The sequence below is a fragment of the bacterium genome, from assembly GCA_024226335.1.
Lineage (GTDB): Bacteria > Myxococcota_A > UBA9160 > SZUA-336 > SZUA-336 > JAAELY01.
The window spans coordinates 37,931-52,304 of the sequence record JAAELY010000170.1 but is presented as its reverse complement, the minus strand read 5'-3'; the positions used below and the strand labels follow the sequence as shown (position 1 = coordinate 52,304).

General features: G+C 62.4%; 11 protein-coding genes. 7 read left to right on the top strand and 4 right to left on the bottom strand.

Annotated features, from left to right (window positions below):
* On the top strand, positions 1-230 hold a 230-nt coding region (locus GY725_08270), incomplete at its 5' end, for a PQQ-binding-like beta-propeller repeat protein (GenBank protein MCP4004174.1).
* Between the two features lie 57 nt (positions 231-287).
* On the opposite strand, the gene GY725_08265 is transcribed toward GY725_08270, so the two are convergent.
* Both GY725_08265 and GY725_08260 read right to left on the bottom strand, forming a co-directional pair.
* Entirely contained in the window at positions 288-1,100 is an 813-nt protein-coding gene (locus GY725_08265) for an enoyl-CoA hydratase (protein ID MCP4004173.1), read from the bottom strand.
* Positions 1,100-1,882, bottom strand: a complete 783-nt coding sequence (locus GY725_08260) for an enoyl-CoA hydratase/isomerase family protein (protein ID MCP4004172.1) — start codon at positions 1,880-1,882, stop codon at positions 1,100-1,102. Before GY725_08260 ends, GY725_08265 begins: the two co-directional genes overlap by 1 nt.
* Positions 1,883-1,960: 78 nt before the next feature.
* Between GY725_08260 and GY725_08255 the strand changes: the two genes are divergently transcribed.
* From GY725_08255 to GY725_08245, 3 genes are all read left to right on the top strand, one after another.
* Positions 1,961-2,830, top strand: coding sequence for an SDR family oxidoreductase (locus GY725_08255; protein MCP4004171.1), 870 nt, complete (start codon positions 1,961-1,963; stop codon positions 2,828-2,830).
* A gap of 135 nt (positions 2,831-2,965) precedes the next feature.
* Positions 2,966-3,592, top strand: coding sequence for a cysteine hydrolase (locus GY725_08250; GenBank protein ID MCP4004170.1), 627 nt, complete (start codon positions 2,966-2,968; stop codon positions 3,590-3,592).
* Positions 3,589-4,251, top strand: coding sequence for an NUDIX hydrolase (locus GY725_08245; GenBank protein MCP4004169.1), 663 nt, complete (start codon positions 3,589-3,591; stop codon positions 4,249-4,251). Before GY725_08250 ends, GY725_08245 begins: the two co-directional genes overlap by 4 nt.
* A 12-nt stretch (positions 4,252-4,263) precedes the next feature.
* Here the strand turns inward: GY725_08245 and GY725_08240 are convergent, their stop codons facing one another.
* Positions 4,264-5,391 (bottom strand): hypothetical protein, encoded by a 1,128-nt coding sequence (locus GY725_08240; protein ID MCP4004168.1) that lies wholly within the window; start codon positions 5,389-5,391, stop codon positions 4,264-4,266.
* 32 nt (positions 5,392-5,423) lie between these two features.
* Positions 5,424-8,894 (bottom strand): indolepyruvate ferredoxin oxidoreductase family protein, encoded by a 3,471-nt coding sequence (locus GY725_08235; protein ID MCP4004167.1) that lies wholly within the window; start codon positions 8,892-8,894, stop codon positions 5,424-5,426.
* A 169-nt stretch (positions 8,895-9,063) separates the two neighbouring features.
* Between GY725_08235 and GY725_08230 the strand changes: the two genes are divergently transcribed.
* The 3 genes from GY725_08230 (at position 9,064) to GY725_08220 (ending at position 14,294) form a co-directional block, all read left to right on the top strand.
* Positions 9,064-9,897, top strand: a complete 834-nt coding sequence (locus tag GY725_08230; protein MCP4004166.1) for an LLM class F420-dependent oxidoreductase — start codon at positions 9,064-9,066, stop codon at positions 9,895-9,897.
* Between the two features lie 267 nt (positions 9,898-10,164).
* Positions 10,165-12,162: a response regulator gene (locus GY725_08225; protein MCP4004165.1), complete on the top strand. Its 1,998-nt coding sequence runs from the start codon at positions 10,165-10,167 to the stop codon at positions 12,160-12,162.
* A 227-nt stretch (positions 12,163-12,389) separates the two neighbouring features.
* The gene (locus GY725_08220; protein MCP4004164.1) at positions 12,390-14,294 is read left to right on the top strand and encodes a beta-lactamase family protein; all 1,905 of its coding nucleotides are present in this window, start codon (positions 12,390-12,392) and stop codon (positions 14,292-14,294) included.
* The last annotated feature ends 80 nt before the right edge of the window (positions 14,295-14,374 follow it).

Genomic DNA, 14,374 nt, shown 5'->3' with positions numbered 1-14,374 from the left:
TGATCTTCATCGGCGCGGCCCTGGAAAAGGCTTTCCGCGCCTTCGACGCGGAGACCGGTGAAGAGATCTGGAACACGCGCCTGCCCTTCGGTCCACAGGCCACACCCATGACGTATTCCGCAGGCGGACGTCAGTTCGTGGTCATCGCGGCGATGGGCTATCAACGGGGCGGGGTCGAGGTCGGCGACCGGCTTCTGGCTTTCGCACTACCGGAGTCGCAGGCGCGCTGAAACAGAGATCGGATTCGGCTTCGCTGAGTCGGCTTCCCGAAACGAATCTTCCCTGAACTACTGTCCCTTGAAGCGGGGTGGCCGTTTCTCGCCAAACGCCCGTACCGCCTCTCGGTAGTCTTCGGTCATGGCTCCGCGCACCATGCGATCGGCCTCGAAGTCCATGCAGGTCTGTAGGTCTTCTTCCAATGCGCGGTTGAGATTTTGCTTCATCCAGCCCAGCGCGATCGGCGGTCCCGCCGCGATCTGCCGCGCGAGATCCGAGGACTCCTTCGCGAGATCCTCGTCGGGGACCACTCGATTGACGATCCCCAGGCGCTCGCACTCCTCGGCGGCAACCCGGCGGGCCGTGAAATAGATCTCGCGCGCCTTCGCGGTACCCACGAGCCGCGTAAGAAACCAGGTACCACCGTAGTCGCCACTCAGGCCCAACCTGGCGAACGAGGTCAGGATGAAGGCACTCTGCGCCGCGATGCGGATGTCACAGGCGAGCGCGAGCGAACAACCCGCCCCGGCCGCGGACCCGTTGAGCGCGCAGATGACCGGCTTCTTCATCGTGTGCAGTTTCTTCGGAACCTCGTGCTCCCAGCGAAGCTGGCGCTGGCGGTCTTCCATCGACGGGGGATTTCCGTCTCGGGCCATGACTTTCGTGTCGCCGCCAGAGCAGAACGCGCGACCGGCTCCGGTCAGGAGTAGCGCACCGACTTCATCGTCTTCTTCCAGGATCGGAAGCAGTCGATACAGCCCCTTCTTCAGATCCATCGAGAGTGCATTGAGCGCCTCGGGGCGGTTCAGGGTCACAAACGCAACCCGCTCTTCCACGTGGCAGAGCAGTTCGGCCGTCCCGGTATCGATCGTCTGCGCTGCCATCAGCGGCCCCGATATCTGGGCTCCCGCCCCTCGCTGCGCGCCGCCTTCATCTCCGCGTAATCCTCGGACGCGAATACGAGGGTTTGCGTGACCGACTCCTCCTGAAGCGAGAGTTGTACAGCCGGATTCACCATGCGCTTGAGCGTGCGTCGGAACATCTTCACGGAAAACGGCGAGTTCTTTGCTATGCCGTGGGCGATCTCGAGCGCGACGTCGTCCAACTGATCATCGGGCACGACGCGCGAAACCACACCGTGTCGCAGCGCTTCTTCGGCGTCCATCGGTCGCCCGGTCAAAGCCAGATCTGCTGCGAGCCCATGCCCGGCCATCTGAAACAGTCGGGCCGTGCCTCCGGAATCGGGAACCACTCCGTGGCGCAGTTCGGGGAGCATCATGCGCGCACTCTCACCTGCGATGCGCATATCACAGAGCAGCGCTCTTTCGAACGAACCGCCGATCGTCCAGCCCTTCAACGCGCAGACAATCGGTGCGGGCATGCTGAAGAACTGTTGTGTTCCGGCATGTCCGCGTTCGATGAAATCGAACTCCGTGATGTCCTCGGTGCGCACGCCTAGTTCGCTGGTGTCGCGACCGGAAGAGAAGGACTTTCCGTTGCCGCGCCAGACCACGGCCCGCAAGCCTTCGCGCTGGTGAAGCTCGGCCAGGCATTCCCAGAGCCGGGTATCCATGGCGTCGTTTGCGGCGTTGTGCTTGTTTGGCCGGTTGTTGCTCATGACTGCAACTGGACCGTCGTATTCCAGTGTGATCAGTTCGGCGCTCATGTCCCATCCTCCTGGGCGGACAGGCTATCATGGGGAAAGCGACCACACCCAGATCGTCTGAGAAACGCAGGAGAAACCATGGGGCTTTGCGAACCACCCGCACTTGGCGCAGCCGCGCTTCCCGCGGGAACCTACGACGGCCAGGTCGTCGTCGTCACTGGCGGCGGAACGGGCCTGGGCAAGGCGATCGCAGTCGAGTTCGCGAGACTGGGTGCGAAGATCGCGATTCTGAGCCGCAAGGAAGAGCATCGTGCGGCCGGTGTGGCCGCGGTCGAAGCGACCGGAGCAAGAGCGCTCGCGGTCGAGTGCGATATTCGCAATCCAGAGAACATCTCCGCGGCCTTCGATGCGCTGACCGAAGGCCTTGGCGCACCGGGTCATCTGATCAATAACGCCGCAGGCAATTTCCCCGTTCCCGCCGAAGACATGAGTCCAAATGCCTGGCGAACGGTGGTCGACATCGTGCTCAACGGCACCTTCAATTGCTCGCGCGAGTTGGGCCGGCGTTTGATCGCCGCCGACTCTCCCGGGAGCATCATCAACATCGGCGCGTCCTACGCTTGGACGGGCGGGCCCGGGTTTGCCCATTCCGCTGCAGCCAAGGCGGGGGTCAAGAACATGACCGAGTCGCTTGCCGTCGAGTGGGCGCCTTATGGAATTCGCGTGAATTGCCTCGTACCCGGGCTGTTCCCGCACGAGGACGAGGCGCAAGCCATCCGCTCCGTCCCCGAGCGGCGCAAGAACGACGCCGCGCGGAGTCCGGCGCAGCGAGTCGGCTATCCACACGAACTCGGCTGGGCCGCGACTTTCCTCTCTTCCCCTTACGCGTCCTACATCAGCGGGCACACGATGGTCGTCGACGGTGCCAACTGGCAACGCCGCGCCATGCTCATGCCGGAGTTCGTCCCGATCCGGGAGCAACTGGGCAAGGGTCCCTTCGAGGCCTGAGTGCGGTCGAGTGATCCCGAAGCGAAGAAATGGCGCGGAGGGACCGTTCACGCGCAAAAGCCATGCCTGGACCTCGGCCTGGTCCCCGACTGGCGCTGAAAAATGAAATGGGTGGCGTGCTAGTGTGGAGATCGCATGCCCGTCGACCTCGAAGAACTCATTTCCCCGGACCGAACGGCACTGGTCACGCAGGAATGCCAACGCGCAGTGATCGGCGATCTTTCCGCCCTGCCCGACCTCTCCGCTGCAGCCCGGGGAGGCATGATCGAGAACGTGGTGCGCCTGGTCGAAGCCGCACACCTCGTGGGAATTCCGGTGATCCACTGCGTGGCCGAACGTCGCGCCGATGGCCAGGGAGCCAATCACAACGCGCGCTTGTTCCAGTACATGGCGCGCGCAGAGAATCCGTTGATCCCGGGATCTGATGCGGCGGCCCTGGTACCGGAGATCCCGGTCGCAGACTCCGACCTGGTGCTCACCCGCCTGCACGGACTGTCTCCGTTTCACGGCACTGAACTCGACTTCGTACTGCGCAACCTGGGCGTGACTACGATCGTGGGCGTAGGCGTATCGGTGAACGTGGCCATCCAGAATCTGGCCTTCGACGCCGTCAACTCCTCGTACCAGATGGTCCTGCCCCGCGACGCCGTCGCTGGGTTCCCAAAGGAATACGTCGATGCGGTGTTCGAGCACACACTGGGAGCGATCTCAACGCTCGTATCTACCGATCAGATCCTGAAACAATGGCGAGACCCCGCGTGAGCCAGGAACCGAAACCCTCGGCGACGGTCGTGCTCCTGCGCGACTTCGAAACATCCCTGCAACTGCTGCTCCTGCAACGTAGCCCGCGCAACGGAAAGGATGGGCCCTGGGTCTTTCCCGGCGGCAAGGTCGATCCCGGCGATGCCGTGGGCTCGGGCGAAGATGCGCAACAGAACGCGCTACAGGCCGCGCGCAGGGAGACTCGCGAAGAAGCGGGAATCGACATCAACCCTGCGGACCTCACGACGATCTCCCGCTGGATCACTCCCGATATCTCGCCGAGACGCTTCGATACCTGGTTTTTCCTGGGACAGGTACGCGGCGACGAAGAAATTCTTGTCGATGGCGAAGAAATCTGCGCTCATCGCTGGCTCAGCCCCGAGGGAGCTTTGAGCGGACACGAAAGTGGCGAACTGAGTCTGGCACCGCCGACGTTCGTCACCGTGACGTGGCTGGCCGGTTACCGCAATGCGAGCAGCGCTTTCGCAGAACTCCACGAAGAGCCTGTCATCACCTTCCGACCGCGCATCTGCATGCGTCCGGGCGGAGCGATCATGCTCTACCCCGGCGACGCCGGTTACGAAGCCGAAGAGCCCGAAACACCGGGCCCGCGACATCGCCTCTGGGCGATGCCGAACTACCGCTACGAACGCAGCTGAAACTCAGAAGAGTTACGGCGCACCGTCGAGCAGTGACTTGAAGCCCGACGGATCGTGGCGCCCGAAACAGATCGTCTCCAGGGTTCCAATACCCACCCGATCCCCCATGCGGGCTCGGCAGATCTGGTGAACGTGAATGTGTTTGAAATCCAGTGGATCGAGTTCGTGGAGCTCCCAGTGTTCTCCGGCCGTTACCAGTTCGTCATGCCAGACACCATGCCCCCATTCCGGGTGCTGGTAACCAATCCCCAGCAACTGCAGATGGATCATCGGCTCGAGTGAGATCACATGTTTCTCACCCGTGTGCTCCAGGAATTCGAATTCGGCACCGAGCGAGCGCCGTGTGCCCTTCTCCCAATCGATGCGGTGCGTAAACGTAGCCATCTCCCGGTGCCCGGGTTCCTCGTGTCTCGGAATGTCCTCGGGTCGGGAGTAGGTCGGCACAATCGCCGCGCTGACCTGCGTGGGCTTGCCGTCGTGATCCTGAAAAGTTCCGCACTGCGTGCACACGTCGTCGAAGTGAATCGGCGACCAGACCCAGTAGACACCGGGCTCCTTCATGTGCACACCCGTAGCGCCGCCGGCCGGTTCGCCGACGGGACGCACACCCCAGGAGCGGTCCCGCGTTCCCAGCGTCTGTGCAGGCGATACCTCCGTACGACTTCCGTTGACTGTGAAGTGACCTTCCCAGCAACCGAACTGGGTAAAGCGACTCGTATCCATCATCAGCCGCCCGTCCTCGTACATGACGTTCTTCGGTTCCTGTGACGGAAAGGTACGCGCTCGAAAGACCAGGTCGCACTCGATTCCCGTGTCGTTGGGGTCCAGGACGACGCGAATCGTTCGCAAGGGCTGGATGTGTTCGATGCGTAACGGACCGACCTGCGTTTCGGAGCGCTCACGAGGCGCACGACGCGAACCGTGAAAACTGTGCTGTTCCCCGTCAATAGAAACACTGAAGTGGGCGTCCATCACGAAACGATTCGGATACAGGCCAAAGCCGATTTCGAAAAGAAAGGCCGCTTCGCGATCGAACCCGTTGAACCAGAAGCGATCGTAGAAATTGCGGTCGCTCTGGCTGGTCTCGTTGATCGGATTGGATGTCTGGTGGATCAGATGGTCGTCGAAATCACTGATCATCGCGCTTCCCCTGGCTCTGCCCCGTCATACGCTTACGCCTCCCTCGTCCGTGCGCCAAAAACGCAAAGCAGTTCACTCTGCCTGACTCGCATCTCTTCGATCTTGGCTTCCTTGATGTCTCCGAAACCTCGAACTTGCAGCGGAAGCTCCGCGATCTCGACGGCCAGCTTCAGGTTTTCTGAACTCAGACCTTCCAGCAAGGCGTCGAGTGCCCGCTCGTAGTCCTTGATCAATTTCCGCTCGCTGCGACGGTGCTCGTTGAGCATGAGCGGATCCAGCGGCGTACCACGCAGGAAGCGCATGCGGGAAAACACTCCCAGCATCACAGAGACCCACGAGCCGAAAGCAATTTTGCGTGCTCGACCCGTGTGGGCATTTTTCGGCAAGAACTGAGGCGATAGATGATAGGTCAGCTGGTAATCGCCCTCGAATTCCGCTTCCAGTTGTTTGCGAAAAGCGTCATCGGTGTGCAGTCGACCGACCTCGTACTCGTCCTTGTACGAGAGCAGCTTGAAATAGGCGCGCGCGACGGCTTCGGCGAGGACGCGGCTTCCCCCTCCGAGCTCACGCTCGCGAGCGGCCAGAGCATCGACGCGTCTGGCATAGCGACGCGCCAGACGCTCTCCCTGATAGTCGACCAGAAAATCCCGCCTGCGCTTGACGATCTCATCGAGCCCATACGCGGGCCGTTCGCTCCTGGACATCCGCAGCGCCGGGCCGGCAGCTTCTTCGGCCGCCGCTGGATCGTGCGCAGCCAGGCGCCCCCACATCAGTGCGCGCTTATTGATTTCGACCGAGCGGCCGTTCAACTCGATCGCCCGCTCGAGCGCGGGTTGACCGACCGGAATGCGTCCGAGTTGCAACGCATAACCGAGCAGAAACAGATTTCCGGCAATCGCGTCGCCCAGCAACTCGGTCGCGAGTTCGCTGGCCGAAACGAAATGTGCGGCATCGTGTCCGACCGCGAGCCGAATCGCGTCCTTCATGCCGGTGGCCGACAGATCCATGTCGGGATTTGACGTGAAGTCCGAAGTGGGAGCCACGCGCTCATTGACCACGGCCACCGTGCGTTCTGACGAGAGCTTCGACAATCCCTCGATACCGGCGGCGACCACGATGTCGCAGCCCAGGAGCAGATCCGCCGAAGCACTGGAAATGCGCGTCGCGTGCAGATCATCGGGGTCTTGCGCGATGCGCACGTGACTCGTGACGGGTCCGTTCTTCTGCGCAAGACCGGTCACATCGAGACCGGAACAACCCTTGCCTTCCAGGTGGGCCGCCATATTGAGCAATGCACCCACGGTCACCACACCGGTCCCCCCGATGCCGGTAATCAATACGTTGAAGGGCTTGCTACAGGAGGCGACGGACGAGTCGGGCAGGTTGGCGAAAACGGAATCTTCGCCGGTGTCTGTCGCGATCAAGGCCTGCTTGCGAAGTCTCCCACCGCTCACCGTGACGAAGCTCGGGCAGTAACCCTTCAGACAGGAGAAATCCTTGTTGCACGAAGACTGATGGATGGTGCGTTTGCGTCCGAATTCCGTCTCGACCGGCTCAATCGAAATACAGTTGCTCTGCAGACTGCAATCCCCGCAGCCCTCACAGATCAGTTCGTTGATCACCACGCGTCTGTCTGGATCGGGCAGTTCCCCGCGTTTGCGCAACCGCCGGGCTTCTGCAGCACAGGTCTGGTCGTAGATCAGTGCAGAGACACCCTTCTCCAGACGCAACTCCCGCTGGACCCGGTCCAGTTGATCGCGATGGTGCACCGTCGTGCCGGACGGGAGCGCACCGCGCGCGTACTTGGCCGGACGGTCACTGACGACGGCAATTCGCTGGACGCCTTCGGCGCGAATCTGATGGGCCACATCTGGAGTGGCCAACTCACCCGCGAGTTCCTCTCCTTCGATCGGCTGTCCACCGGTCATGGCGATCGCACCGTTGAGCAGGATCTTGTAGGTGATATTCACACCGGCGTTGAGGGCAGCGCGGATCGCCAGGAGACCGGAGTGAAAATAGGTGCCATCCCCGATGTTCTGGAAGATATGCGACTCGTCGATGAACCCCGCCTGGCCCACCCAGTTCGCGCCCTCGCCACCCATCTGCGTGACGGCCAGAGTGGGACGATCCGGCATCCACACGGCCATGCCGTGACAGCCAATTCCACCGAATGCCACACTTCCGTCGGGTAGCGTTGTCGAAGTGTTATGCGGGCAGCCCGAACAGAAGCTCGGAAGACGCATGGGTGCGCCCGCAGGGGGTGGCCCGACAGCCGCTGTCTTCAAGGGTGCCGAGAACTCGGAAGCGTATCTCGACAACCAGCGGCCGAGTACATCGATCACCAGCGCGGGCGTCAACTCGCCTTCGGACGGCACCAGGAGCGCTCCGTCGACGTCGCGCTTGCCGGACAGAGTCGGGCGCTGCGCAAGGTTGTAGAGTACTCGCGCCAGCTGTTCTTCGATCAACGGACGCTTTTCTTCCACGATCAATAGCTGTTCGAGACCAGAGCTGAAGTCCTGGATTCCCTGCGCTTCCAACGGCCAGGGCATGCCTACTTTGTACAACGAGACACCGAGTGCAGCCGCGCGCTCCCGATCGATGCCGAGTTCATCGAGCGCCTGCAGCACGTCGTGGTAGGTCTTCCCCGTGGTCACGATCCCGAGACGACGCCGGGGAGAATCGAGGACGACTCGATCCAGTCCATTCGCCCTGGCAAAGGCCTGTGCGGCCGGCAGGCGCTGCTGGTAGAGACGCTGTTCAACAGCGAGCGGCAGGTTTCCCCAGGCAATGCTCAACCCGCCTTCGGGCAACTCGTGATCGCTCGGCGCAACGATCTGCACTCGCTCGGGATCGATCGAAACAGAGCGCGAGCTGTCGACAGTATCGGTCAGGCACTTGAACCCGACCCAGAGCCCCGAGTAACGCGAAAGCCCGAAGCCGAGAAGGCCAAAGTCGAGATACTCCTGAACATCGGCAGGGTTCAGGATCGGCATACCCAGATGGACCAGTGCGTATTCGCTCTGATGCGCAATCGAAGACGACTTTGCACCGGGATCATCCCCGCAGAATGCGAGCACACCGCCGTAGCGCGAAGTACCCGCGTAGTTCGCGTGTTTGAGTGCATCGCAGGAGCGATCAACCCCGGGGCCCTTGCCGTACCAGATCCCGAATACACCGTCGTAGCGCGCACCCGCGTGCAGATTCGCCTGTTGTGAGCCCCAGACCGCCGTGGCGGCGAGATCTTCGTTGACGCCGGGCTCAAAGCGCACCTGGTGTTGATCGAGGAACGACTTCGCCTGCCACAGGGCCAGGTCGTAGCTGCCCAGCGGCGAGCCGCGGTAGCCCGAAATGAAGCCCGCGGTATTCAGACCCGCGGCCGCATCGCGCTGGCGTTGCATGAGCGGAATGCGCACGAGGGCCTGCACGCCCGTCAGGTATGCGCGCCCCGACTCCAGGGCGTAACGATCTTCGAGCCGATAGTCGGAATCAAAGTCGGGAACCATTGGGGAGCCGTCGCTCAAGTTTGCTCCAACACCGTGGGGTGCTCGTCCGAAGCCATACGGTCCCACAAGATAGAACGTGTTTCAATCTGCTTCAGAAGGCGCGGATCGGCTTGCCCCGCAAGACTGCGGCCGAGACCCGGCGACAAATGCGGGTTAGGATCGAGCGTTCATGAAGATCGGCGTCACAATCCACGCAACGGACCGCTCCATGAGCCCGGTCGAACTGGCGCGCGAAGCCGAAGCGCGCGGATTCCACTCCCTGTACGTGCCGGAACACACGCATATTCCGGTGAGCCGGCGCACGCCCGCGCCGACCGGCGACGCAGAGCTATCCGAGGAGTACCTGCGCAGTCTCGATCCGTACATCGCCCTGGCTGCGGCGGCCGCCTGCACGGAGCGGATCCTGCTGGGGACCGGCATCGGCCTGGTTGCACAGCACGACCCGATCACACTGGCCAAGGAAATCGCGACCCTCGATCTTGTGGCCGGGGGCCGCCTGGTGCTGGGCATCGGCTATGGCTGGAACCACGAAGAGATGGAGAATCACGGCATCGAGGTGAAACGACGCCGCGCGCGCGTGCGCGAGACGATGCTGGCGATGCAGGCGTTGTGGTCGAGCGAAGTCGCGGAGTTCCACGGCGAGTTCGTGTCCTTCGAAGCTAGCTGGCAATGGCCCAAGCCCATCCAGCAACCCCGCCCGCGCACGCTGATCGGTGGCGCCCGGGGACCGAAGCTATTCGCGCACATCGCCGAGTACGCGGATGGCTGGATCCCGATCGGCGGCAGGGGCCTGAAGGAAGCAATTCCAGAACTGCACCGGGCGATGGAGGAACGCGAGCGGGAACCGAGCAGCCTGCACATCGTACCCATGGGCATCCTGCCGGACGCACGCAAACTGGAGTTCTACCGCAGTCTCGGGGTCAGCGAAGCCGTGCTGCGCCTGCCGTCGGCATCCCGCGATCGGGTCATGACGGTTCTGGACGAATTCACCAGCTACCTGTGAAGGGCGAGAAGCGCTCCCGCTGATCGACAAACTCCGCGCGAGTCTCGGAGTGGAAAAGCGGTCTCGCACAGCAATCTCGGGAGACGCGCGCCTTCGACATCGTCTCGCAGTCAAGAGACGAAGCGGTCGCACGCTCCGCGAACGTCGGAATCGATCTCTGAAAGCACTCATGCGGCCCGAAGGCGACGCCGATCATGGAATGGAGACGCCGCTCGATCCCTTTGGGAGGGCGATGCCCTCACTGGTCAGCGACGGGAAATCAGGGAGATGAAGGTGGGCCACGCTTCGCAAGCGGTGAGACGGTCCGGGCTTGGCATTCGCGGCAGGCTCATCCTCTGGTCCAGTGCTCTCATCTTGCCCGTGCTCCTCGCCATGGGCTGCGCCTGCTGGCTCGTCTGGCAGACGGAGAGCAAGATCCAGAGCCTCATGGCTGGTGAGGCCACCCAATCCGAGCAGGCGGCAAAGATTGCAAGCCATACCCTCCAGTGTCGGCGTTACGAAAAGGATGTCCTCCTCAACCTTGACGAGCGCGAGGCCAGGGAGAGCTACGAGCAGAAGTGGGCGGACAGTTTCGCAGAGCTCGAAATAGCTCTCGTCGAGCAGATCCAGAACGCTGAGACGCCGGGGGACGCCAGTCGGTTGCGTGCCTGGTACGCCGATGCTCAGAGCTACCGAACCCACTTCCTGGAGGTTCTCGAGCAGATTCGAAGCAAGGAGATCCGCGACCCGGTTGCGGCCAACTCGGCGCTCGCATTGCACAAGAAGGAGATCCGCAGGCTCATCGAGCGCAGCTCGGAGGCCCTGGAAGGCACCCATCAGGCACTCGCGAAGGCGCGCATTGCCCTACTCGCCGACCTCCGGGTGGGAGGCGTCACACTCGCCACGCTTGGAATCCTCGTGATCTTCTCCGGCATTTTCGTGAGCATCTTGACGGGATCTGCGTTCGCTCGCCGCGTGCTGGCCCTGGACGACGAGACGCGGCGCCTCGCCAGGGGAGATCCCGGGGTCCGGGTGGAGGTCCTCGGAAACGACGAACTCACCGAATTGGGAAAGCGTTTCAACGAGATGGCGGAGGGCATCGAGCAGCGCCAGAGCGAGCTCGTGCACGCGCTCCGCGACGCCCGCGCGGGAACGCGGGCGAAGAGCGAGTTCCTGGCAACGATGAGCCACGAGTTGCGCACACCGATGAACGGTGTGTTGGGAATGAACGAGATTCTGCTCGACACCGAACTCACCGACCAGCAGCGCGATTGCGCGGAGACGATCGCTGCTAGCGGAAGAGGCCTTCTCGAGATCATCGACCAGGTCCTGGATCTTTCGAGGATAGAGGCAGGGGCGCTCCCACTCGAGAATATCGCGTTCGACCTGCACTCGTTGTTGGCAGAGGCGCTCACGCCGATGCTCCCGTTGGCCGCGCAGAAGGAAATCGCGTTTCGCTGGGAGCTCTCCAAAGAGGTGCCGCAACGCATCCTCGGTGATCCTACGCGGATCCGTCAGGTTCTTACGAACCTCGTCGGGAACGCCGTCAAGTTCACGGAAACGGGAGAGGTGATGGTGCGCCTCGGGATCGTGGGAGAAGGAACTGCTTCACGGCTCTCCTTCTCGGTGAAGGATACGGGCATCGGTTTCGACCCCGAACAGCTCGAACGAGTTCTGGAGCCATTCACACAAGCCGACGGCTCGACAACGCGAGAGTTTGGCGGGAGCGGGCTGGGCCTCGCGATCAGTATGCGTCTGTTGGAGTTGATGCAGGGTGATCTGCGCGTCGAGAGCGAGCCGGGACGCGGATCACTCTTCTCGTTCGAGGTTCCCTTCCAAGTGGCGGATGCTGAGCTCGAGCCGATCGACTCTCCTCCGGATCTCGACCCCTCGGAGGACGCGGATCTGTGGGAGGACTGCTGCGTGCTGGTCGCAGAGGACAATGCAGTGAACGCAAAGCTCGTGACGTTGATGCTGAAGAAGCTGGGTTGCCGAGTGGAACTTGTCACGACCGGTCACGCAGCCGTCGAGCAGACCCTGAAGGGCGACCACAACCTCATCTTGATGGACTGTCAGATGCCGGAGATGGACGGCTACGAGGCCACGGCATCCATCCGCGCGCGTGAAGCAAAGGATGGGGGACACCTGCCCATCGTCGCGCTGACCGCCAACGCGATGGCGGGGGATCGGGAGCGCTGCCTCGAAGCCGGAATGGACGACTACCTGAGCAAGCCGCTCTCCCTGAAAAGGCTGCGCCAGACCCTGATGAGGTGGGTCGGCGTCTGAGTTGGACTCGACTCGAGGCTGAGTCGATGCAGCGGTGGCTCAGTCAGCAGCGTAAGCGTCCTGGTAGCTTCTGTCGGTAACCCGCGTTCGCCGAGCGGGACGCGTGCCGACGTGGTTCACCATCCGCTCTACACTCTCCCTACACCATCAGCCGGAGGGTCCGACATGGGCAAGGTCGTCGTCCGTGCGATGATGGAGCAACCGAGCAGCCAGGTTGGGGTGGGAAGATGTCGAACAAGTCACTGCTCCAGCTACTGATCCTGGCTGCGTGGCTGCTGGGCCAGTCCACCGCCTTCGCTCGCTCGACAGGTGACTTCGATGGTCTGGAACCTTACGTGGATGGTGTCATGCGCGCCGGGATGGCGCGGAATGACATCGCCGGGTCCGCCATTTCGATCGTAAGAGGTGGCGAGAGCCTGCTGTCAAAGGGCTATGGGCATGGCGACGTCGCCACCCAGACGCCGATCGACCCCGAGACGACGATGTTTCGCATTGGTTCGATTACCAAGACCTTTACCTGGTTGTCCATCATGCAGCAGGTGGAACGCGGCCGCTTGGACTTGAAGGCCGATGTCGGCGGCTACCTGAAACACTTCACCATCCCCGACACCTTCCCCGAAGCCATCACCTTGAGTCACCTGATGACGCACACCGCGGGCTTCGAGGACAAGATCATCGGGCTGTTCGCGCGAACGGCTGACGACCTGCTCCCGCTCTCGGAAGTGCTCGCCAGGGAACTCCCGGCCCGGGTCCGGGCTCCCGGTCAGTTCATCGCCTACTCGAATCACGGAGCGGCCCTGGGCGGCTACATCGTAGCCATGGCGTCCGGTACTTCGTGGGAAGACTACGTGGAACAGGAGATCCTGGACCCACTGGGGATGGTGCATACGACGCCCAGGCAGCCCATTCCGGAGGCTCTGGCACAGAACATGTCCCGGGGATACGTGTTTCGCAAAGGTGCCTTCATTGAACAACCCTTCCAGTTCGTTCCTACAGCTCCAGCGGGTGTGATGAGCTCGAGTGCGGCGGACATGGCCAGATTCATGACGATGCTGCTGCGCTATGGCGCGGCGCCGAACGGACGGATCTTGACCGAGAAGTCGGGTCGCCAGATGACTTCGACCCTGTTCTCACCCGACCCACACGTAGCGGGGAACGCACACGGCTTCGCAGAGCACCGGTTCAACGGAATGCGCTTCATCGGGCACGGCGGTAGCACGATGGTGTTTCATTCGTATTTCATCATCAACTTCGAAGAAGACTTCGGAATCTTCGTCACTAACAACTCCTCGGGCGCGACCTTCAATCTCTCCGTCATCCATGCGATCCTGGACCGCCTCTACCCCGCTCCCCCCCTCGAGGTTCTCGCCCCGGGCCCCCAGGCCGCCGAGACCGCGGCCCAGGTAGAGGGCGTATACAGCACGCTGCGCCACGAATACCGGGGCGCGGCCAAGATCAGCAGGATCATGCCCATGTCCAGCGTTTACGTAACGGCAGAGGCCGACGGGGCGATTCTCGTGGCGATGCCAGACGCCGGAACTCCGGTCCGCTACGTCGAGACCGATCCGCTCGTCTACCGGGAGGAGAACGGCCCGGAAGTCATCGCCTTCCGCAAGGGTGAGGACGGACTCCCCAGTCATCTCTTTCTCGGTAACACGCCCTACTACGCGTACGAGCGCCAGCAGTATTACGAGACCGCCGCATTTTCGGCCCAGCTAGTGGGTACGGTGCTGCTGCTGCTCACGGTTAGTTTGATTGTGTGGCCCATTCGCGCCGTTGTCCGTATTCGACGCGGCGAAACACCCGAAGCGTACCGAGGGAGCGCGATGCTGCTCAGGGCCTTTGCCTGGTTGGTCTGTGGGCTGCACGTCGCCTTCGTCGTAAGCCTCGCTTCGGCCCTCAGCGACCCGCTGGAAATCGTATTCGGGATGCCTGAAGCGGCCCAGCGCGCCTTCGCAATGACGATCCCGCTGGCCCTGGCGAGCGGTGTTCTGGCGCTGCTTGCCGTTCCGGCGTTTCGAAACAGATTCTGGAGCTTCGCAGGACGCCTACACTACGCCGCCGTCGCGCTGGCGATGCTGGCACTCGTCGCGTGGGAACACTACTGGAACTTCCTGGGACACCGGTACTAGGGAACCTCTGCACAGGGAGGCTGCGGCTGCGAAGCGCGATGCATCCGCCTGCGCTGCGTCGCCCGACCCTCTGCAGATCT

Bases quoted from the DNA above. Each gene is read 5' to 3' on its own strand.
- GY725_08265 (MCP4004173.1), bottom strand. From the start codon at position 1,100: ATGGCAGCGCAGACGATCGATACCGGGACGGCCGAACTGCTCTGCCAC.
- GY725_08260 (MCP4004172.1), bottom strand. From the start codon at position 1,882: ATGAGCGCCGAACTGATCACACTGGAATACGACGGTCCAGTTGCAGTC.
- GY725_08255 (MCP4004171.1), top strand. From the start codon at position 1,961: ATGGGGCTTTGCGAACCACCCGCACTTGGCGCAGCCGCGCTTCCCGCG.
- GY725_08250 (MCP4004170.1), top strand. From the start codon at position 2,966: ATGCCCGTCGACCTCGAAGAACTCATTTCCCCGGACCGAACGGCACTG.
- GY725_08240 (MCP4004168.1), bottom strand. From the start codon at position 5,391: ATGATCAGTGATTTCGACGACCATCTGATCCACCAGACATCCAATCCG.
- GY725_08235 (MCP4004167.1), bottom strand. From the start codon at position 8,894: ATGGTTCCCGACTTTGATTCCGACTATCGGCTCGAAGATCGTTACGCC.
- GY725_08230 (MCP4004166.1), top strand. From the start codon at position 9,064: ATGAAGATCGGCGTCACAATCCACGCAACGGACCGCTCCATGAGCCCG.
- GY725_08225 (MCP4004165.1), top strand. From the start codon at position 10,165: ATGAAGGTGGGCCACGCTTCGCAAGCGGTGAGACGGTCCGGGCTTGGC.
- GY725_08220 (MCP4004164.1), top strand. From the start codon at position 12,390: ATGTCGAACAAGTCACTGCTCCAGCTACTGATCCTGGCTGCGTGGCTG.